The sequence below is a fragment of the Bacillus sp. JK74 genome (assembly GCF_053663395.1).
The window spans coordinates 36,036-56,559 of the sequence record NZ_JBSJQB010000005.1 but is presented as its reverse complement, the minus strand read 5'-3'; the positions used below and the strand labels follow the sequence as shown (position 1 = coordinate 56,559).

Below are 20,524 nucleotides of genomic sequence, written 5' to 3'. Positions count from 1 at the left end.
CGGATATATAGATTAAAAACATCTAAGACTGTCTCAAAAACAGCCTTTTTTGTGTAGTAAATATATCTTAAATTGTGAATGAATATTTGATCACCGCAGTGATTTTTGAACGGTTTCAAACGTAGGACTGCCTTACCTTTTTTAAACGAATATAATAAAAACAGGAAAAAATATAAATGTTTTATGGTATGGTGTTCAATGTGTTAAACAATAAAATTAGGGATAAATGAGAGTTCAAATTGAAAAGTCTATTTGCTAAAATTCTCTTTATGTTGCTTGCAGCCGTTATAGCCATCCCAACTGTTGGAGCTTCGGCCTCGGAAGTGAAAAAAGCGAGTACTTCTAAACAGGATGTGCAATTTACTTATAATCCAACCGAGCTTCAAAAACTTGCTAAAGAATACTCAGTCCCGTCAGTTAAAGAAAAAGGCATTTTAAATGCGGCTGAAGAATTAAAAGGTCTCGAAAATGGTAACTCACAAGATCAAATGAGTACTATGGGAGCTAAAAGCGCCGCAGCTAAAGAAGCGATTAAGGTTATTAGAGGACTAGCGAATAATGCTTGGGCAAAAGACATTTTAGGTACAATGTTCGGAAAGTCCACGGTAAACAAGATTATTAAAAACACAAACAAAATTTGTAAGGTTCTCGAAGGTATAACCGGAGCTCCTAAAGAGGTTGCTGCTATGGCAAGAAAACAAATTCCACCAGCTATTAAAGGTGCAGTTGGCGCAGGAGTTGCTGAAACAATTGGCATGGCGGTAGAATATATCATCCTTGCTGCAGATTATCTTGTTCTTTAAATACTAAAATTAAAGGTGATACCATGACTGGAAATCGTTTTGTAGACTGGTGTAACGAAAATAACCTAAATTCTGAAGACGAAACTTTTCTCGTCCAGTTGTCAGGTGCATTTTGTAATTATGAAAATGATAAAGCGAAAGAAATGAGTAAGCAATTATTCATTACCCGATATGGTGAAGAGCTTGGAATTAGCTCCATTAAAGGAGATAATCGATCAGAATATGAAGAAATTATTCGTACTTATGAAAAGAATAATTACAAGCAGAACGAAATTAATATAGATGAACTGCTGCAGGCATTATTTGAGACAGAGATGATGTTATCTTTAAAAGAAAAGTTTTGATAAAATCCTAATTGATGTATCATAGGGGTTTAATCAGCCACTATAGACTACAGAGTCCTTCACACGCTCTGTGGTTTTTTTGAATGTATCCAAATAAAAAAAGAAGCCTCAGAGGACTTCTAAAATTATCAATTCTTCTCACATGCAAAGTTGTCATTATCGCGATCCATCTTAGATGTATAAGCAGGGTGAGTGCTTGGTACGCCATGCGGGTATTTCTTTCTCAGCTCTGTGCAGTTTGCAAAGTGTTCTGTTCCTCCAGCAGAAGGGGAGGCTTGTGCAGAGTTAGAAGAGCTGCTTGATGCTGAACTGCTTGAATTTGAATTGCTGGGGTTCGATTTATGTGTCTCGGATTGGTGTGTTGTAACTGACTTTTGAGCCGGCTTAGATACACTTACTGATTTCTTCGGTTTCGTTGCGCAGCCATTAAATCCTTTATCAGTCACATACCCATTCTTACTCCAAATCTTCAAGTCTTTATCTTTCGCAGCTTGCTCATCTTTCTTATACGTGTCTAAATACTTCGTGTTTGGCTCATATACATAAGCTACTCGTGCTAATCCTTCTTTAAGCAGTGTTTCTTGTACTGATTTGCCATCTGCATAAACGTAAGCCAGCATTCTGCCATACTTGTCTGTACGATCTCCTTTATCAAACTCCAGTTGAAGTTTTCCCTTGTTAACCAGCTGTTTGTTTCTTGCTGAAGCCTCCTCACCATATGGTTGTACGCAAGAGTTTGGCTTCTTAGTTTTAGGCGTGTCAACAAGTAAATAACGAACCGTTTTGACTTCGCCTTTATAGTTTACTTTAATCGTATTCCCATCAACTGTTCTGTTAAGTGTTACATCGACCAGCCTTTTCTTTTTGTCAGACGCCTTTTTATCCGACGAATCCTTCTTTGAAGCATTTTCGGCTTTTTCATTGTTGTCATTAGTACTTTTGTCATTTGATTGAGTGTCTGCCTTTGTCTCTTTTACATCCTTTTCTTCTTGCTGCGTTGTTTTAGCTTTGTCTGAATCTGTTTTATCTGAAGAATCAGAATCAGACCCGCACGCGGCCAAAGAAAAGCTTAAAGATAATGCGCAAATACCTAACAGCCATTTCTTCAATGTAATTCCCCCAATTTGTTTGTTCTGTCTCTATATCGGACAAACCTTCCTAATTATAAATATAAAACCAAAGATTGTAAATTCCATTTTGGCATTTTAAGACACTCAAATACAGTTTTGAGGTAAAATTTAGTGGTCTAAACATTAGAGGAGGGAATTTATATGGAAGAAGGGAAGTTAATTCACATGACTCTTAATGGAATAAAGGATGCTGTTTCTAAATACGGAACTTTTCCTATGTTCCAACATGGGGGGCATGTCATGGAAGACGCTGCTTTTCAATTCAGAGATCCGGCCAGTCCTCATGAAGTTAGCAGTTTAGAAAAAAAGCTTGGGATAACTTTGCCTAATGATTATAAAGAGTTCCTATTCAATCACAACGGAATGGAAATGTTTAATGGTATTGAGCTTCTTAGCACAGAAGGGATAATTGAATTTAATGAAGTTCAAGACTTCCCTAAAGGCTATGTCCTAATTGGATACCACTATGATGGCAGGTATGTTATTGACACAAACAAATCAAATAAGGGATTAGAGTATATGTTGTATCTAGATTCAATTGATGACATTGAAGATACGGTATATTTAGACTCTAACTTTGAGGTATGGTTTGACATGTTAGTGTCTTCAAATGGAACAAAATACTGGGAAGTGAGCCCGAAAACTCAAGAGTATTATAAATATGTTTCAGAATAGAAAGTTTAGATAAAATCAAGTGGGAAGGAGACAGCTATGAAAGTATTTGAAGCAGCCTCGTTCATTTCAGCGGCGGAAAAGCGGGCGAAAGAATACGATCAGATTAGAGAACAATTTATCAATCTCAGGAAAGCTTTTCAGGAAATGGCTGACTTAGATGACAATGAGTTTTCAGGCAAAGGCGCTGACAACATTAAAGCTTTTTTCCAAGATCACGCTAGTGTCACAGACAGCTGGCTTGATTTGATCGATATGAAGATTGCTTTTCTTAACAGCATTTCAGGAAAAGTAGCTGATGCCGGATTGACCGATTCGTTTGTGGAAGAGTCATTTTTAGAACATGAGCTGATTCATGCGAAGAATAAATCACAAGCCATCATGCAGGAGCAGCGCAATGAAATGAAAGGTATCCTTGATGAAATCAGTGATATCATTCAACTAGAAGTTTTCTCGACAGAAGATGTCGATCAAAAGCTGGATTCAGCAGATAAAAAACGGGATGAGGCCATACATAAGCTCGGCAAGCTTGATCATGATCTAACGAAAGAATATGCAGAAACCGAGGCAAATGAACATTTCATTCAAGCTGATTTTCAACAGCTTCAAAATGCCACAGGCAAAGGAAAAAACGCCACTCCGCTTCACTATAACGCCAAGGCGTACAAGGAAAGCGATATACATAAGAAAAAAGGCGAGATTGCAAGACATTCAGATGCTTATTTGACGGTTAAGAAGAAAGAGGCGAAAGAGCAGGAAATCAAGAATCTGAAGAAAAAGCTCGCTGACGTTGTAACTGATCCGGATGAATATTTGGAAATTGCGAAGAAGATCGGCTATGAAAGCCTTGAACACGCTCAGGTGGAATATGTGATGCAGCTTGAACAAGCAAAACAGAGGGAAGAAGCCGGAGAAGTGACTTGGGATATTTTAAAAGGGGCTGGTGTCGGTCTTTATGATGTCGGGAAAGACACGGTAACCGGTCTATGGGACTTCATAACCGATCCGGGAGAAACCTTGTCAGCACTGGGAAACGCAGTACTTCATCCAGTTAAAACATATGATGCTGTTTCAGCAGCAATCGAGGAATCGTATCAAAAAGATATGGTGAACGGAGATGCTTACTCCAGATCAAGATGGGTGTCATATGCAATTGGTTCAGCAGCTGTGGCTGTCGTCGGAACGAAAGGCGCAGGAGCCGTTAACAAAGCAGATGCGGCGGGGAAGGTCATAAACAAAGCAGGACAGGCAGGGAAGAAAATTAAAGACGTTAAGGTTGCAGATTTGCTTCCTTATAACTCTAAGTATGATCTTGCTCTGTCGGGTGACGTACCATACAATGTGGTTGACAGCCAAAACCTTAAAAATGAACTTTTGTCCAGTGCAAAGAAATTGGATGAAAGCAGAAAGCCATTTACTGGTCAGAAAGTAAATGTCCCTTGGTTAAATAAAGAGAAGTATGAGGCCTATGAAATAGACGGCAAGGTAAAAGTTAAAGGAGAGCCTAGAGATGTAAGCCGTAGAGTATACACAATGAAAGATATTGACCTTAATCAAAAAAATCGTAAAGGCTTTACGAATCTTCAACTGATGAAAAATGGTAATGCTCCGTTTGCTAAAGATGGCACGCAAATAAATTTACATCACTTAATTCAAGAAGAGCCTGGTACTATGCTGGAGATACCTGAAAGCTGGCATAATAAGTACAGTGATGTTTTACATGGTTTGAAAGGGAATGGACAGAGTTTTAGAAATGACCCAGTACTTGATAAACAATATAAAAGTTTCAGAAGAAAGTATTGGAGATGGAGAGCTCAGCAATTTGAGAACCAAAAATAATGAGGTGAAGGTTTAATGGATTATTCAAAAGTGAAAACTTTCTTCAATGAAAATAAAGAAAATTCAATTCTCACAGGAGGTGTTACTGAAGATCAGATTAAAGAAATAGAAGAGGATCTCAATGTAACCCTTCCAGGCAGCTATAAATGGTTTTTGACTGAGTATGGTTCAGGGGGAGCATACGGGACTATGATACTCGGTTATGACTCTCACGGTGCTGAAGTTGTCGAGCAGACCAATGAATATAAAAAGTATTATAACCTTTCCGATGGTCTCGTAGTTATCGAATATGTTGATGAATTTTCTTATTGCCTTGACACTAACAAGATGAAAGAAGGAGAATGCCCTGTCATCCTTTGGGATAACCAAGAGGGATATGGTAAACAAGTTGGTAGCACATTCCTAGAGTTTTTAATAGAAGAGCTTGAAGAAGCGAAAGACGACTGGATCGATGATGAAGACTGGGACGATTAAGTCGAAGGATTACACTTGTGTAATCTATAAAAAACGTTTTTATCCAATAAACAAATTTTTTGTAAATCATTCCAATGGTTTCATTTGATCTGTTATAATCAAACTGTAAAATACAAACTGGTTATAGTGTATCTTTTTAATAAGAAATGCATAAAATAAAAAGAGCATGGTGTTGGTCACACCCCGTCAAAATTTGAGAGAGGGTGAATGCTATGGAAGGTCTAAATAACTCTTACAATATCACGAAAGATCCGAAGTTTTTAGCGTTTTGCAGTTTAGCGACAGAAGGTGCAGGAATTAGTTCGAATCAGCAATGTTCAATTGGTTTTAATGAATTCAAAGAAGCGCTGGAGAATGGCAAAGTAGTTGATAATAAAAACCTTAAAAGCAGTTCGGAATTAAATCACCAGTTTGATTACTGGAAGTCCAGAATAACTGGGGGACGAGCTGTAACTGAAACTGATAATCAAGTGCTGGATATCATCAAACAAGCATACAATCTTGGAATGGTGACGAGAGATAATATGCTTTTGAGAAATCAAGCCATTAACGCGTATAAAACATCTATTTAATTTAAAATTAAAGCCCCTATTCAGGAAGGGGCTTTTGCTTTGCAACTCATTCTTTATGTTTAATCTAAAACCATAAAGTCCTGCACTTTTGTTTCTTTTTAGGCAAATCAAATTCATTAAATTTCTTTTTAGTACGGATATCAAAAATCCCCATATAGCCGCCAATGCCTTTTTTGTTTTCCTCTTGTGAAATCACATAAAGTTTTTGATCTTTAAACTTTGCATTCATATACGGAAATTTTAAATCGAATTTTTCAAAAGAAAAATCTTTATCGTACTCAAGTAAGCAGGCGTATCCGGATTTGTTAATATATGCAACGTAAAATTTACCGCTTTTTTTGTCGTAATACACAGCGTCCGCTTGTTCGAGATCATCAGGATATTTTATGAATTTTGATTTCCATGATCCTTTTTTGATTACAGTTAGTTCATGTTCTGAGCTAGCCACAACATATTTTTCAGAGTGATCAAATACATCTCCATAGGAAGCTAATCCAATCGTTTTAATAATCTCTTCTGTTTTTCTATCAATGACGTACAAAGACATTCCTTGAATGACGTAAATATACTTATCGTTATCATCGCTTCCTCCCATGGTTACGAGGGTAGGCAAAGTCAGGCTATATTTTTTATTGAACTTTTTATCATTTACTTTCAGTTCATTTCCATTGGTGTCGACATTATAGGCTTTTACGGAAATATCTTCTCCTTGATACCAAAAAGCAAATGGATTGGATAATTTATGTTCTTTAATGGTGTTGTTTTTTAATGTGTAATAATATGGTTCATGTTCAGCTAACAAGACGATATCGTCTGAAGAGGGGGTTTTTTCTGGATATATGGTATATCCGGTACCTTAAAGTATCGTTTATTGAATTTTTCTCCTTGGGATGTGGATATGAGTACGCTTTTCTTGATGAGTGGATTTGAATAGATAAAAAAGATTTTATCCTCGGTTGGATTAATTTTAGAAGTACTTACAGAGTGTTCACCTTTATTTATAAAGAATGCATTGATCAACAATATAACTATTGCACCAATTAGAACTCCTGAAATCCCATATAAAACATAAGACTTTTTCATATAACACTCCTTATCTTTTATATAAAATAAAAAGACACTTGCAGAATAAATCTGCAAAGTAAATGATTAGGAGCAGACAGTTTTTGATGAGGGTCGATATCTGCAGGTGTGACAAGTGCGCCTCCATTACTGTTTAGGTCGGTTCCTTTTGTGTTTTTGTATGATTGCCACACAAGATTAGAGCAATACTATTTATTTGTGCTTTTTTTGGTTGCAGCTATGAATAAGGCTTACCTGTTTTACTATGAAGGACAGCATTGCATAGAGCTCTACAGGTGAACACAGATCATAAAAAAACACCCCCTATGCGGGAGTGCCAAAACATTTATGCGGTTTGCCCTCGGCGTTCCGCTGAGAAGTCATTATGGTGATCAAGCGCGATATGGATACTGGCTGTGTGGCCTCTTCGGGCTTCTTTAAAAACTTTGTGGCCGTCAAGAAGATAATGTCCAACAAGCCCAAGTAAGATAACCAAAAAGATAAAAGCCGATGCAAATTTAAATTTCATAAAGACAATCCCCTCTCTGAATTTGTTTTCGGGCATAAAGCACTTTCTCATAAAAGGCTGTAGCTACTTTATGGTCTTCATTTACATTATAATACATTGCTGCATCAGTCGCTAGGTCTTCCACATCTGAAAGCATAGCTTTTGATTCTAAGTAATCTAAGATTTTAAAAAGTCGTTCTTTGTCATTCTCAACGAATAAACCCATAAGAAAATCAAACATTTTTCCTAATACGTCATCGTTCAACTCCTTTGACAGCATAAGACCTTGTTCACAAACCTGTTTTCCATCAACCGTGTTGAATAATTTAAAGTGCGTTTTTGCCAACATTAGAAGTATGTCAAGCAGTCGGCTAGAATTGTGAAGAGAATTACTTTGATAAATTGAGACGCCTTCTTTAAAATACTCCAATGCCTTCTCCATATGTCCTGTTGTAAATGAGCATAAACCGAGATTGTACAAAGAAGAACCTATTAACCGCGGCATATCAATTTCTTGTGCTTGTTTTAATGCATTCATGAAATGCGGTATTGCTTTTTCTGGATACTCCATGTCTAAATAATTCAGACCGATGACGAATGAACATTGGATTACTCTTATTGAGTATGTCTCGTGTGCTTTGTAGGTTTCTATTGCTTGAACAATATGATGCATAGACATGTGGGTTTGCTTCATGTGATAGTACACTTCAGCAACTTTATAGTGAAATTCAGCTCGCTCTATTTCATCGGGGACAATAGATATCTTCTTTTCAGCTCGGTTGTAAAAACTTATTGCTTGAAGATATTCGTACTGTTCAAATTCATACATCCCATGAAAAAAGTTAAAATAATATTCAAGAATTCCTTTTAGATCGCTTTGTTTACTTTCGATCTCTTCTGATAAGTCTGAAATTTTAGGTCGTTCTTCATTCATGGTTTTTGGTTCAAGGTAATCAAGCATTAATTGATGTCGAAAACACATGAGCGAGTAGTACAACAATAAATCTTGATCTTCTTCCATATGCTCTATTTCTTGTTCAACTTCACCCTTTAGAATTTCTGCATCTGCAACACTGAATAATCTTATATATTTGTACCATTCATTGATTTTTAAGCCAACCTTTGAAGAAGAGATCAATTGCTCCAAAAAAATCAACCTCCTAGTATTTCGTCTGATTATGTAATATTTTATCATAATGTAATATTTTGGGAAGGGTGTTTTTTCTTAATTTCTCAATTCGGTGTGGAATGCGATAGAACCCCCCTCGTTAGAGAAGGGTACATGATCAGTTTGCTGTTGCGTTCAGTGAGGCAAGCCACTCATCTAATGTTCCGCTTGTTGAACGGCTAATTCATATGCTGATTTTCCATCTTCACCGGCAGCGTTAGTAGCTCCAGTACTGCCTTTTTAATGAAGCTAACCATTCAAAAGTGATGAATATTCAAGGCGGGAGTAAGGGAAATTAACAAAAAAATGTGAGGGAATTTAGATGAAACGATTTATCTTGGTTATACCTTTATTGGCTGCTGTTATTGTCTCTCCAACTCAAATGAAAGCAAGTCCAATGCCTTGTAGTGCAGTACTCGAACCGGTGAATCAAAAATTGAAAAATGCGAAGGGTGCGGCCCTAATCTATAAAGTGCAGTTATACCCGCCAAGTGCTGCGAGAACGAATATGAGTATTCTTGCTGTCCACCTTCCTCAGCCATCTTCTTATGGAAGCTACGACGGTTATGAAGGATTTGCCTTCAAAACAGGGGAGATCAGTTGGCGATTTAAACTATATCCGACTCCCGAGGAAGAGAGCCCTAATTGGGCTGGAAGGATTGATTCTATATCAGCTGAAATGACAAATGTTAAAGTGCAAGTACGCCTTTCAAATTCTAAGACGCAAAAGTTGGGGCCGAGTGTATTAACAAACAATATCCAATCTTGCTATTAGAAATGTAGAGCTCTTATCAAAAAGAGCAGTGCGCTTGATCTTTTGTAAATTGTCAAAAAAGGTAATTTTTTGAGAAATTCTGGTAAAAAATGATGGAGAGTCCGTTAAGATGGAATGCCTGAAGTCAATTCATCATTTGACAGAAGAGAGCCGGCAAAAGTCGATATTGTGTTTGATTTTGTACATAGAAAGACGGCATAAAAAGAAGTGGTTAGCTAAAAAAAGGCAAAGAGTCAACGCTCTTTACCATCAGGTGTTTTCCTTAAGCGGTCTGCAATATGCTTAATTAAACTCAGCGCAGCAGTCACTAATGCAATAACTAAAACAATTTCAAGTAAGAGGATAAACCCAAAATTCAAACCGTGCCTTTCAAAGTAATCCTCAGTAAAAAAGAGCAATTGATAAATTCCAAGCATCAGCACAATAAAGGAAGCTCCTATAATAGCGAGAGACTTTTTAGAGAACTCCTTAGTATGGTTAAAATTATAAACCAATAAGAACAAAAATAGACAAGCCATGGCGATCTTATGAGTCAATGAATCACTTGCTGAAAACCCTTGCACAAGTAAGGAGATAATTAATCCGGTCATTCCGATTATTTTGTTCAATATATCACCTGCTTTGTATAAGTATAGCCTTAGATGTCAGCTTACCAATTAAAGGGGATTTTCTCAAGATGATACACATTAAAGTTAAATTAAAATCGTAATTTTAATGAATTGAGGCCAAGGAAAAGAGCAGCATGAAAAGAAAGAATCTTGATATAGCAAGCACCAGTAAGACGAGCTATCAAACAATTGTTTGATACCTTATATAAAATCGATATCAAAGTATCAGAAAGAAAGCTTTCTGATTTATTTGCAGTTCAGGAAAAATTAAATACAATATGGTTTTATGAATATTTTCAGGGTAACGTCTGAGTGTAATATCATTAAAACACTCAGAGGGAGAATTAGGTTTGAGAAACACCATTGACAAGATTGGAATTTTACTGAAGTGGTTTGCTTTATGATTTTGGGGCAGGAGTTAATGCGAAAGAATAACTCAGACTAGGAATGATACTGAAAGCAACGTCTACCATCAACTTTGACAAATACTCAACTGCTGCTGTCGTTTAAACATTAGGATTTGCTTAAAATTTGCTTACAGGGGGATGATCATCTTATTAAGCTGGATTAGCTAATGATCATTCTAGGTGAATGTAAAATTGTTTACTTTAAGGATAGGCAGGAATGTAAGATGGCAGTGGCAATTTTAATGACAAAAGACCATGTAACGATTTATGAAGATAAGGATCGAAAGAAAAAATCGGGAGTGACAGCTTTAACATCACAGACAAAGGCGGCTCAAAAGCTGCTGCAATGTGATAAAAAATAATCCTGCCTTAGGTGGGAGGATTATTACATGCTGTTTATTATGCTGTAAACAAACGCAACAATAAATAATGGATAAGAGATAATAGCAATTAGTTTTGAAGATTTGCTCTTTTTTTCAAATGTGTATATTAGTGCAAATCCTAAAAAGAATATTGTGACAAACCAAGAAGAATAGGACGGGTACAATGCAATAAGTAAGACAATAAGAGTGGATAACGCAAAAGAAGAGTCAAGTGTTATTTTCTGATCGTTTTTCAAATAAACCGCCTCCTTACACGTATTCCACATTAGACCGCTTAAAGAAGGTGTTGTGGTTGATCAGCCAATTGAATATTTCATGCTGCAATTGTGCGGTTCTATGATGGTAAAGGCCTCGCCGTGTTCCATATTGTTAAAATCCTTAAAATGAGGCGTTCTAGTCTGTCATTTCCTAAAACAGTGTTTTACTCTTGTTACAAATATGCAAGAAGGGCGGTTTGACCTTGTATAGAGTGTTTATAATGCTGTTAATTTTGTTATGTATAACATTAGGGTGTCAAAACCAACATAACAAACATTTTATGGAGGCTGAGCAAACCATGGTCGGCTATGTCATTTTAAAAGGAGAGAATCAAGCAATTTTCATACCTAATGAAAAAGCTGATGTTAAAGACTATGAAAATCTTAGTGAAAAAGAGATTATTAAAAAGTATAGATCGGATATAGTTTTACTGGGGCTTAGTCAACTTAACAATAAAGATGACTTAAGCAAAGGACAAAAAATTCGTATTTGGTATAAAAAATTAAATGAATCTTCACCGCCAAAAACAAATATCTCAAAGTTTGAAAGGATTTAGTACCTATTCTTTAATTCTCAGAAATACCGCTGCAAAACTGAAGCGGCATATTGAACCGAAATAATGTCTTCAAACCTCACGTCATTCTTCATTCGCGGTGGCTTATTCCTGCCCCGGGATTTATTTGACGATTGTTGACTCAGGTGCAGAGAAGGCATATGTCAAGAACACATTTTGAATGACTGGGCACCTTGAATAAAGCCAGCATTCCCATATTCACATGCGAAGAGATCGGTACTGAACGCTGGATCATACATTTGAACAAGCTTGCGAGGCTTTGATAAAGAAAGAACAGTCAAGAGACGAACCATTACATACATATAATACTCCTGTGAAAGCGGGGGTGTAGTTTTGGAACCTTACCAACGTTATGAGGAATTAAAGAAGAAAACAATAAAGGTTGTCCATAAAGATAATTACAGTATCCGCTATATAGAACAGGATGAAGCGAGTAATGACTTAGATGAATTTTATAAACAATTTGCTCAGCATTTATTGGAGGCTGCTTTGGAAAGGAGTGCAGAGTAAGCTTCTTTTTTTGATTTGTTTGTGGTAAGTATCTTAATAAACGGCTTTATCGGTACTGATATTAATCACATGCGTCACTTCTTGCAGCAAAGCGGCTTCTGCGACATTTTGTCCGCCGATAAGGTTGGTTTGAATGGCTTCAAAGGGATTATCCTCACATGTCGGAACCTGCTTCAGCGCAGCTGTGTGAAAGACAATATCAACACCTTTCATCACTTGGTTGACTCTTCTGTAGTCACGAACATCGCCGAGCACAAACGACAGTCTTTGTTCATCCGCGTATTTTTGTTTCATCACATATTGTTTGCTGTCATCTTTGCTGAACACAATGACTTCTTTAGGGGTTAAGAGCAAAAGGCGTTTTACTATTTGGCTTCCGATTGATCCTGTTCCGCCTGTGACGAGAACAGTTTTATCGTGAAAAAACGGTTGTAGCTCTACTGCTTGCTGTTTAGGCATGGCTTATCCTCCAACTCTCGTTTCTCTACCATGCATCATATGTTGAACAATTTCAGCGAGTTAATGAAAGAAACCAATAAATCAAAAATTAGAGAAAAACATTAATCTGATGCGCTTTCATATCTCGTTACCCGATTAATAGAATAGAAATCACAAATAAAACATTGTACTAAATATTCATTTCAAATATTTGTCCACATCAATTTTTTCTCTCCATAAATTCTCACATGCGGACAATCTTCACAAAAACTTAACACTGAACTTCCTGTATGTATTTTACAATTAAAGTGCACGTTCATAAAAGGAGGATGGAAAATGAATCATTCAAAAATACTTTTGTTAACCGCGGCAGCCGGATTGATGCTCACATGCGGTGCGGTTTCTTCCCAGGCCAAACATAAGCTGTCTGATCCTTATCATTTTACCGTGAATGCGGCGGCGGAAACGGAGCCGGTTGATACAGCCGGTGATGCAGCTGATGATCCTGCGATTTGGCTGGACCCCAAGAATCCTCAGAACAGCAAATTGATCACAACCAATAAAAAATCAGGCTTAGTCGTGTACAGCCTAGAGGGAAAGATGCTTCATTCCTATCATACCGGGAAGCTGAACAATGTTGATATCCGCTATGATTTTCCGTTGAACGGAAAAAAAGTCGATATTGCGGCGGCATCCAATCGGTCTGAAGGAAAGAATACCATTGAGATTTACGCCATTGACGGGAAAAACGGCACATTACAAAGCATTACGGATCCAGACCGCCCGATTGCGTCAGCAATTGATGAAGTATACGGTTTCAGCTTGTACCACAGTCAAAATACAGGAAAATATTACGCGATGGTGACAGGGAAAGAAGGCGAATTTGAACAATACGAATTAAATGCGGATAAAAATGGATACATATCCGGCAAAAAGGTAAGGGCGTTTAAAATGAATTCTCAGACAGAAGGAATGGCAGCAGACGATGAATACGGCAGTCTTTATATCGCAGAAGAAGATGAGGCCATCTGGAAGTTCAGTGCTGAGCCGGACGGCGGCAGTAACGGAACGGTTATCGATCGTGCCGACGGCAGGCATTTAACCCCTGATATTGAAGGACTGACGATTTACTACGCTGCTGACGGGAAAGGTTATCTGCTTGCCTCAAGCCAGGGTAACAGCAGCTACGCGATTTATGAAAGACAGGGACAGAACAAATATGTTGCGGACTTTCAGATAACAGACGGGCCTGAAACAGACGGCACAAGCGATACAGACGGAATTGACGTTCTGGGTTTCGGGCTGGGGCCTGAATATCCGTTCGGCCTTTTTGTCGCACAGGACGGAGAGAATATAGATCACGGCCAAAAGGCCAATCAAAATTTTAAAATGGTGCCATGGGAAAGAATCGCTGATAAAATCGGCTTTCATCCGCAGGTCAATAAACAGGTTGACCCGAGAAAACTGACTGACAGAAGCGGAAAATAAACATGAAAAAAGCAGCTTATCCAAGCTGCTTTTTGATGTGAAGAGCGTTTCATGAGAAAGTCTTGGAACGGATAGCCGTAAGCACAGCCGGCAGCCGGTCATACGTGTACGCCGGTACTGTCTCTTGATAATTAAGCGCCGCGATTTGTTTACGTTCACCCGGGTTTGTCATATAAAAATGGATCTTATCCGCAAAATCCGCAAACCCGCTGTAAGAAACAAATGATGAAAACGGGGGCGCGGGAGAAAGGTCTGTCAGCTGAAAGGCCTGACAAGCCGCAATGTCTAAGCTTCTCGTATTTAAACTGGTATTTTCGATGCCGCGTCCGTTCTGATTGAGCGCAAACCGATAAGAACGGTGAGGGTTTAAGACCACGTCTGCGCTGTTGTAATATAATGCGGCATGTTCGGGTTCAATCCATTCATCCATTACGAGCACATTTTGCTGCCTGGCGATTTTTTTAGGCAGATGTCTGCGCCATCCCTTCCCGATAATACGAAGCGTATACGGAAGCTTCGCCGCTGCTTTCACCAGTTCAACGCGGTTCGGATACGGGTATCCGATCAGAAGCAGATTTGTGTGAAGAGAGGCTTCAGCAGGTTGTTTCTTAAAAAGCCGCTGATTAACGGGGATCGGGACATAATATACGTGCTGTAAGCCCATTTGCCGGTAAGCATCAAGCGCGTTTTGTTCTATCGTTAAAACAGCATCGGCAAGCGGGGCGATTGTCATGCTCACATCGAAATAAAAAGGATCCTCCGTCATCCATAGATAAACGGGAATCTGTTCTGTCTTCAGCCATTGAAGCCATTCAGACGGAATACGGTCTCCCGTCATCATCAGACTGATGTCTGGTTTGAATGCCCGTATACTGCGGATGGTATCTTCCTCAAACTCAGAAACAGAAAAAAAGCGGACGGAAGACTGTAAAAAGCCTTCCTCGATCCAGCGGTCAAAATACGTGTATATGCCTTTATATCCTGAACGGATATATAAAACGTTCATATGCTGTTACGAAGTGAACGTGACACTTTCAACTTTGTCGACGTCAAGCAATGTTGTAGCAGAGCCTGCCGGTGTAACGGAATTTTCCTGCGTAACAAAAACGATTCCGTGAATTTCGTCAAAGGAAACAAATTGAACCGGGCCGATCATGTCTCCTGAATCCATTACAATGCTGATGACAGTGCCGGGCTGAATTCTTGCAAAAATCCATCTCGCCGCTAATGAAATACCGCTTCCCAATACTGATTGTGCGCTGAGACTGTCTTTCGCCGCTGCTTCATCTACTTTTGCATCAATTGCCGATTCCAATAATTCTTTTACGCTGTTTTTCACGTTATCTCCTCCATCTGTGCCGCCAGATAAAGCGCTGTTGTCAAATACAGGGGCTAAAAGAGTTTTCAATAAGTTCTTTTTAAGCTCCAAACGATCCTCGCTCATGCGGACATACACCTCCTTTAACAATTTCAACCTCACGTTTATTCATATTCCTGATTGAAGAGATTGGTATAAGTCGAATGCCGTTTTGCTTGTGTTTTTTTCAATATTTAATCAAACAGCTGAATTTTCGAATCAGGCTTTGTTTGCCTATGCGGATTGTAAGAGAATGACATACGTTGTATAGATTAAAAAATGAAGGAGAGGAATATTTTGGATTCAGGAGAAACTGTAAAACACGGGGGTTTTGAGGAGGAATTTCAGCTCGTACTGCTTCTTCTTCTTTTGTTATCTCATCAGCCGTCCGGAGATCATTCAGATTTGCGGCGTCAGCTTGTAATGGCAAAAGAGCTTGGGGTTCCTGTACCGCGCGTCAATCTGATTAACGGCAGCACACTGCAGAACGTAATTGTCAAAGAAGTGCTGTCAGATTTGGCCGTTTTTCAAAATCCGCTCAATAATACGAGATCAAACGTCGCGATTTCAAGCATCGTCAGCTGGGGTGCTTTTTAATAACGGATATCAGGCTCTGTCTCTTTCGGAGCCGTTTTTTACGTTTTACAGAAGGGGTGATGGGATGGAAAAGAAGATCTCAATTATCTTAACGAGTTACAACAAACCGGATCTTGTGAAACAGGCGATTGAAAGTGTTTTGCATCAGACCTACAGCAATTGGGAGCTGTTTGTGATGGATGATCATTCAAATGAAGAAACCTCGGCTGCCATCAGTACGTATATAAAAGATCATCGCATATATTATGACAACAGTTTTATCAATCCGGCCGAACGGCTGAAGTCGACCCGGTATGCCGTTTTGATTAATGATGCGCTTTCACGGGCCGAAGGCGAATACATCACTTATTTGACAGACGACACCGTATTTCATCCGAATAGGCTCAGCCGCATGGCGGAAGCGCTTAATCAATGCAGCGAGTTTGATGCCGTCTATTCCAGCCAGAAGGTGATACATGTAAACGGGCGCGGAACAGAACAATTCCACTTCTATCGTTTCGCTGAAGAGGTGCTTGATCAGGCCGCTTTTCTCGTTGATCACTGTTCAGTGATGCACCGGAGATCATTGCTTGAGCGTGTGAAAGAGAAGTTCGGCAGCTTTTGGGACGAAGATGTTATCCATTGGAATCACGGAGACTCTGTTTTTTGGAGCAGGCTCAACACATTTACGTCATTTCTGCCGATAAAAGAAGTGTTGGATACGACCTATAAAACACCCCACTCATTTCAGAACACGTATCAATCGCTTCCGTCTGTCCTGATCGACGGATCCTTTGTAAAGGGGACGGATCAGAAAGTATATCAGCTTGACCGAAATAAAAGGAAGCCTGTAAACGAGCGCTGGCATACGTTATATGAAGGCCGAACCGTCGTCATTCCGGATCCGTTTTTATTTCAATATGAGGAAGAGGACTCCGCCAGTATTCCGAATTTTCAGCTCGTCAGGGATCAGTTTCATGTTTATTTTATAGAAGACGGGGAGAAAAGGCTGGTTGATCATAGCGCATTTCGCTTTTACCGATTTAAACGGCATGACATTCCGGCTTTAGAACGGGCCGAAATACAATCGCTTCCGGACGGTCCGCCGATCAGCCGGGGGACAGCGGGCTGTATTCAACATCTGCCCGGGAGAATGCTGTTTCGCATTGAACGGAAATTTTATGTTTATTTGAGAGGGGTTCTCCATCCGATCAGTCATGACGTAGCGAAACGCTTTTTTGCGAATCAGAAGGCGATACCCATTTCCTTTCAGCAATTTAAACAATTACCAATTGGAATGCCGTTCTATCCGGTGTACGATGAAATTATAAGAAATCTCAATATAACAAAAGGTTGAGAGATGCAGTCGGATGTGTAAGGAAAAGGAGAGCTTTTATGACCGATCAATTTGATAAAACCGAGAAGCAGTATATAGAGCTTACTTCCGGCATTCAGAGGTTCGAGCATTTCAGTGTATATACGGACCCTTTTTTGCCGCAGATTTTTTCGCATAACTTTGTTCAGCTGCACCGTACATTTCCGTTAGACAAACTGCTGCCGTTTTTTTCGTCCGTTCCGGGCATGCTTCAAGCCAATTATATTCATGTGAAAGCGTCTCCGGAGCACGCATTTCCGCTTCTTCTGAAACAAACTCTGGTAAAGCAGGGCTGCGTAGTGGAAGATGAGCTGTTTTTTGCAAGGAAACTGGCAAATGGGGACCTGCAGGCAGGACACCCGCTCACTGCTTGGGGGACGGAAAAAAGCCTCGCCGACGGGTCGTCTATTATGAACATCTATGATGCCCTTTACATTGGCGAGGCGGCGGCCGAACAAAAGCTTGAGCGGAAATATCCTTTGTATAAGGACGGAACGGTTATGCTTGTCGTGTGCTACAGCGACGCCTCGCAAACGATTCCGATCGGCTGCGGAGAGCTTTTCATCAACAAAGCAGATAAAACCGCAAAAATAGAAGAAGTCGCAATTCTGGATCAATTCCAACGAAAAGGCTACGGATCGATATTGATGAATGAGCTGATGGCGGCGGCAAAGCTGAACGGCATGGAAACCGTATACCTTGTGACGTCCGGGATGGACGGTGTAAACCGCTTTTATGAAAAACTCGGTTTCAAAAGATTTCGGCGCGTGCATACAATTTTTCATTATTTTCTTACATAGTTGGGCATTCGCATAAACCAATTGGGAGTTGGCCCGCATACAATGCCGTATATCGTAAGAAGAAAGGATGATTTGCGTATGTACGGATACGGATATGGCTACGGTTGCGGCAGTTTTGGCTATGGTTACGGGCACGGAGGCTGCGGAGGCGGAACCAGCACTTTTGTGCTGATCGTTGTATTGTTTATTTTATTAATCATCGTCGGTGCGGCTTTTATTTGTTAGACTGAAAAAAATCCTATAATGAAAATCAGCCTGCAGAGAACATCACTTTCTGCAGGCTTTTTGTTATTTCCATGCTGAAAAATCAGCTTGAAAAACATTTTAATACATATTGCCTTTCTGGAGAAGGGGGAGAAAATGTGAACATAACGATTGAAGAATTACCCGAATCCAGAATTGCTTATTTCCGAAACGTCGGAGAGTATGGCGGAAAGCAAAACAAAGAACTGATGGAGTCATTTAAAAACTGGGCGCAATTGAATGGTCTGCTTGATTATTCTGTCATTTTAGGAATTCCGCAAGATCATCCGAATCGTACTCCTAAAGAGAAATGCCGCTATGATGTTTGTCTTGTTATCAATCAAGACCATGTGCCTGAACCAGCCCGGATCGGTACATTTTCCGGAGGGAAGTACGCCGTTTTCTTGCTTGATCATACAAAAGAGGCAGTCAGCGGATTTTGGAACACTGTTTTTTCTGAGATCGAAAAAAATAATTTATCAATCAGAGAACAGCCTATTATCGAAAGGTATACTTTACAAAAGGTGAATCATCATTTGTGTGAAATATTGATTCCCATACAGTAAAGAAGACGGGAATTTTCCGCCTTCTGCTTATACAGATTCAGATCAAAAATGATGTGATGAGCAGATAAATAGCAGAACCGAAGAAAGAATAAAATCAACAATAGGAATAGAATTTCCAGAACGCTCTTCAGGCTGTCGGGACATCTCCGGCAGCCTGTTTTACAGAAAGGTATTTTCTGCAAAAAACTTTCTGAAGGATAAGAATGCGGTTATTCATCTGTTCATACAATGAAGCAAATGGGTTTTCGAGGTGGAAAGATATGGGGAGCTATTTAATCAAACCGGAGCTTGACGCAAATTATCCGTCAGTCAGTCATGGTAAGGGATCATATGTGTATGATCAGGAGGGGAACAAGTATCTTGACGGAGCATCGGGGGCGGTCACTTGCAATATCGGCCACGGCACGGAGGAGATTATACAAGCTTTAAAAGAGCAGCTTGACTCCGTTTCGTTTGTGTATCGCTCGCAATTCACCAGTACTCCGGCGGAAGAACTGGCTTTATTTCTGGCCGATCATCTGCCGGGCGGGCTGAATTGGTCATTTTTTGTAAACAGCGGCTCAGAGGCAGTCGAAACAGCGATGAAAATAGCCGTTCAATATTGGCAGGAAAAAGGGCAATACCAAAAATCCGTCTTTCTATCAAGATGGGGCAGTTACCACGGCATTACTTTGGGAGCGCTTTCATTATCGGGGTTCTACGAACGGAGATACCGCTTCACCCAGCTGCTTGAACGGTTTCCGGCCGTTTCAGCGCCTAATATGTATCGTTCAGAGCTGAAGGGAGAGGAATTTGTGAAAGCTGCGGCGGCTGAACTGGAAACGGCTGTTCAGCGGATCGGTTCCTCATTTATCGCGGGTTTTGTCGCAGAGCCGATTGTCGGAGCAGCCGGGGCGGCCATCACTCCGCCGGCAGGTTATTATGAAGCGCTTGAGGTTGTCTGCCGCAGGCACGGTATTTTGTTTATTGCGGATGAAGTCATGACGGGGCTCGGGAGAACAGGGCGGATGCTTGCTTCTGAGCATTGGGGGATCGCCCCTGATATCGCGGTGCTCGGAAAAGGGTTGGGCGCCGGTTACGCTCCGATTGCGGCAGCTGTTGCGTCTGATGACATCGTTGAAACGATCAAGCGGGGCTCCGGGGTCATTATGAGCGGACATACGTACAGTGCCAACCCATACTGTGCCAGGGCGGCGCTTGAAGTGCTTCGCTATGTCAAGAAACACGAGCTGCTTCGGCAGTCAGAGGAAAAAGGCGTAATGCTGAAGCGGAAATTAGAAGAAATCAAAGACCGCAGCGGGGTGATCGGGGATGTCCGCGGTAAAGGCCTCCTGATCGGAGTTGAATTCGTTAAGGATAAAACGACGAAGGACGTTTTTTCGAAAAAACAGGCCTTTACCGAAAAAATCATTAAAGCGGCAAAAAAACGGGGCCTGCTTATTTACCCTGCAAAGCCCGGTATTGACAGCGGAGAAGGAGACGCCGTCATCATCGCCCCGCCATTCACGATTTCATATGCGGAGCTGGATGAGCTGTCAGATCTATTTTCCCAGTCCGCAGAAGAAGCTGAAAAAATGATGAAGAAGGATTGAGC

Annotated in this window: 25 protein-coding genes and 1 pseudogene; 17 read left to right on the top strand and 9 right to left on the bottom strand. The window is 40.1% G+C overall.

The genetic code is table 11. The features are described from left to right. Positions 1–239 precede the first annotated feature (239 nt). Both ACWJJ5_RS14785 and ACWJJ5_RS14780 read left to right on the top strand, forming a co-directional pair. Positions 240–803, top strand: coding sequence for a hypothetical protein (locus tag ACWJJ5_RS14785; protein ID WP_454022500.1), 564 nt, complete (start codon positions 240–242; stop codon positions 801–803). Positions 804–826: 23 nt separating this feature from the next. Next, a complete protein-coding gene (locus ACWJJ5_RS14780) occupies positions 827–1,147 on the top strand; it encodes a hypothetical protein (RefSeq protein ID WP_070081995.1) in 321 nt (106 codons plus the stop codon). Positions 1,148–1,275: 128 nt separating this feature from the next. On the opposite strand, the gene ACWJJ5_RS14775 is transcribed toward ACWJJ5_RS14780, so the two are convergent. Further along, positions 1,276–2,256, bottom strand: coding sequence for a thermonuclease family protein (locus ACWJJ5_RS14775; protein ID WP_003153650.1), 981 nt, complete (start codon positions 2,254–2,256; stop codon positions 1,276–1,278). A gap of 261 nt (positions 2,257–2,517) precedes the next feature. Between ACWJJ5_RS14775 and ACWJJ5_RS14770 the strand changes: the two genes are divergently transcribed. The 4 genes from ACWJJ5_RS14770 to ACWJJ5_RS14755 all read left to right on the top strand — a co-directional run bounded on the left by ACWJJ5_RS14770 (position 2,518) and on the right by ACWJJ5_RS14755 (position 5,834). Next, the gene (locus tag ACWJJ5_RS14770; RefSeq protein ID WP_088412337.1) at positions 2,518–2,952 is read left to right on the top strand and encodes an SMI1/KNR4 family protein; all 435 of its coding nucleotides are present in this window, start codon (positions 2,518–2,520) and stop codon (positions 2,950–2,952) included. 36 nt (positions 2,953–2,988) lie between these two features. Beyond that, the gene (locus tag ACWJJ5_RS14765; RefSeq protein WP_454022499.1) at positions 2,989–4,788 is read left to right on the top strand and encodes a T7SS effector LXG polymorphic toxin; all 1,800 of its coding nucleotides are present in this window, start codon (positions 2,989–2,991) and stop codon (positions 4,786–4,788) included. 15 nt (positions 4,789–4,803) lie between these two features. Beyond that, entirely contained in the window at positions 4,804–5,262 is a 459-nt protein-coding gene (locus tag ACWJJ5_RS14760; RefSeq protein ID WP_166706177.1) for an SMI1/KNR4 family protein, read from the top strand. A gap of 212 nt (positions 5,263–5,474) precedes the next feature. Beyond that, complete coding sequence (locus ACWJJ5_RS14755) at positions 5,475–5,834, top strand: hypothetical protein (protein ID WP_003153654.1); 360 nt, start codon at positions 5,475–5,477, stop codon at positions 5,832–5,834. Between the two features lie 59 nt (positions 5,835–5,893). Here ACWJJ5_RS14755 and ACWJJ5_RS14750 read toward each other — a convergent pair. From ACWJJ5_RS14750 to ACWJJ5_RS14740, 3 genes and pseudogenes are all read right to left on the bottom strand, one after another. Then, positions 5,894–6,917: pseudogene (locus ACWJJ5_RS14750) on the bottom strand (hypothetical protein). 325 nt (positions 6,918–7,242) lie between these two features. After that, on the bottom strand, positions 7,243–7,425 hold the full coding sequence (locus ACWJJ5_RS14745) for a hypothetical protein (RefSeq protein WP_003153655.1): 183 nt from the start codon (positions 7,423–7,425) through the stop codon (positions 7,243–7,245). Continuing rightward, the gene (locus tag ACWJJ5_RS14740; protein WP_454022498.1) at positions 7,415–8,551 is read right to left on the bottom strand and encodes a response regulator aspartate phosphatase; all 1,137 of its coding nucleotides are present in this window, start codon (positions 8,549–8,551) and stop codon (positions 7,415–7,417) included. Before ACWJJ5_RS14740 ends, ACWJJ5_RS14745 begins: the two co-directional genes overlap by 11 nt. A gap of 343 nt (positions 8,552–8,894) precedes the next feature. Here ACWJJ5_RS14740 and ACWJJ5_RS14735 point away from each other — a divergent pair, with 343 nt between their 5' ends. After that, a complete protein-coding gene (locus ACWJJ5_RS14735) occupies positions 8,895–9,347 on the top strand; it encodes a hypothetical protein (RefSeq protein WP_167860224.1) in 453 nt (150 codons plus the stop codon). 233 nt (positions 9,348–9,580) lie between these two features. Here ACWJJ5_RS14735 and ACWJJ5_RS14730 read toward each other — a convergent pair whose 3' ends face one another. Continuing rightward, on the bottom strand, positions 9,581–9,955 hold the full coding sequence (locus ACWJJ5_RS14730; RefSeq protein WP_167860223.1) for a YoqO family protein: 375 nt from the start codon (positions 9,953–9,955) through the stop codon (positions 9,581–9,583). 631 nt (positions 9,956–10,586) lie between these two features. Between ACWJJ5_RS14730 and ACWJJ5_RS14725 the strand changes: the two genes are divergently transcribed. After that, positions 10,587–10,724: a hypothetical protein gene (locus ACWJJ5_RS14725; protein ID WP_228484100.1), complete on the top strand. Its 138-nt coding sequence runs from the start codon at positions 10,587–10,589 to the stop codon at positions 10,722–10,724. 23 nt (positions 10,725–10,747) lie between these two features. Here ACWJJ5_RS14725 and ACWJJ5_RS14720 read toward each other — a convergent pair whose 3' ends face one another. After that, on the bottom strand, positions 10,748–10,981 hold the full coding sequence (locus tag ACWJJ5_RS14720; protein WP_025852477.1) for a hypothetical protein: 234 nt from the start codon (positions 10,979–10,981) through the stop codon (positions 10,748–10,750). A 320-nt stretch (positions 10,982–11,301) separates the two neighbouring features. Here ACWJJ5_RS14720 and ACWJJ5_RS14715 point away from each other — a divergent pair, with 320 nt between their 5' ends. Together ACWJJ5_RS14715 and sprB are read left to right on the top strand one after the other, a co-directional pair. Further along, a complete protein-coding gene (locus tag ACWJJ5_RS14715) occupies positions 11,302–11,559 on the top strand; it encodes a DUF3221 domain-containing protein (protein ID WP_454022497.1) in 258 nt (85 codons plus the stop codon). Between the two features lie 351 nt (positions 11,560–11,910). After that, a complete protein-coding gene (gene sprB, locus ACWJJ5_RS14710; RefSeq protein ID WP_003153662.1) occupies positions 11,911–12,087 on the top strand; it encodes a recombination directionality factor SprB in 177 nt (58 codons plus the stop codon). A gap of 33 nt (positions 12,088–12,120) precedes the next feature. On the opposite strand, the gene ACWJJ5_RS14705 is transcribed toward sprB, so the two are convergent. After that, a complete protein-coding gene (locus ACWJJ5_RS14705) occupies positions 12,121–12,546 on the bottom strand; it encodes an SDR family NAD(P)-dependent oxidoreductase (RefSeq protein WP_003153663.1) in 426 nt (141 codons plus the stop codon). A 315-nt stretch (positions 12,547–12,861) separates the two neighbouring features. Here ACWJJ5_RS14705 and phyC point away from each other — a divergent pair, with 315 nt between their 5' ends. Beyond that, positions 12,862–14,013: a 3-phytase gene (gene phyC / locus ACWJJ5_RS14700; RefSeq protein WP_454022496.1), complete on the top strand. Its 1,152-nt coding sequence runs from the start codon at positions 12,862–12,864 to the stop codon at positions 14,011–14,013. A 49-nt stretch (positions 14,014–14,062) separates the two neighbouring features. Here the strand turns inward: phyC and ACWJJ5_RS14695 are convergent, their stop codons facing one another. Continuing rightward, entirely contained in the window at positions 14,063–15,019 is a 957-nt protein-coding gene (locus tag ACWJJ5_RS14695) for a CgeB family protein (protein WP_063095002.1), read from the bottom strand. 6 nt (positions 15,020–15,025) lie between these two features. Beyond that, the gene (locus tag ACWJJ5_RS14690) at positions 15,026–15,457 is read right to left on the bottom strand and encodes a hypothetical protein (RefSeq protein WP_003153666.1); all 432 of its coding nucleotides are present in this window, start codon (positions 15,455–15,457) and stop codon (positions 15,026–15,028) included. 210 nt (positions 15,458–15,667) lie between these two features. Here ACWJJ5_RS14690 and cgeC point away from each other — a divergent pair, with 210 nt between their 5' ends. From cgeC to ACWJJ5_RS14660, 6 genes are all read left to right on the top strand, one after another. Continuing rightward, positions 15,668–15,967, top strand: coding sequence for a spore maturation protein CgeC (cgeC, locus tag ACWJJ5_RS14685; protein ID WP_454022495.1), 300 nt, complete (start codon positions 15,668–15,670; stop codon positions 15,965–15,967). 64 nt (positions 15,968–16,031) lie between these two features. After that, entirely contained in the window at positions 16,032–17,303 is a 1,272-nt protein-coding gene (locus tag ACWJJ5_RS14680) for a glycosyltransferase family 2 protein (RefSeq protein ID WP_077722477.1), read from the top strand. A 38-nt stretch (positions 17,304–17,341) separates the two neighbouring features. Continuing rightward, a complete protein-coding gene (locus ACWJJ5_RS14675) occupies positions 17,342–18,121 on the top strand; it encodes a GNAT family N-acetyltransferase (protein WP_063636667.1) in 780 nt (259 codons plus the stop codon). Positions 18,122–18,199: 78 nt separating this feature from the next. Beyond that, on the top strand, positions 18,200–18,346 hold the full coding sequence (locus ACWJJ5_RS14670) for a YjcZ family sporulation protein (protein ID WP_014418145.1): 147 nt from the start codon (positions 18,200–18,202) through the stop codon (positions 18,344–18,346). A 137-nt stretch (positions 18,347–18,483) separates the two neighbouring features. Beyond that, positions 18,484–18,930, top strand: a complete 447-nt coding sequence (locus ACWJJ5_RS14665; protein ID WP_014305226.1) for an AraC family transcriptional regulator — start codon at positions 18,484–18,486, stop codon at positions 18,928–18,930. Positions 18,931–19,190: 260 nt separating this feature from the next. Next, positions 19,191–20,522 (top strand): aspartate aminotransferase family protein, encoded by a 1,332-nt coding sequence (locus ACWJJ5_RS14660; RefSeq protein ID WP_454022494.1) that lies wholly within the window; start codon positions 19,191–19,193, stop codon positions 20,520–20,522. The last annotated feature ends 2 nt before the right edge of the window (positions 20,523–20,524 follow it).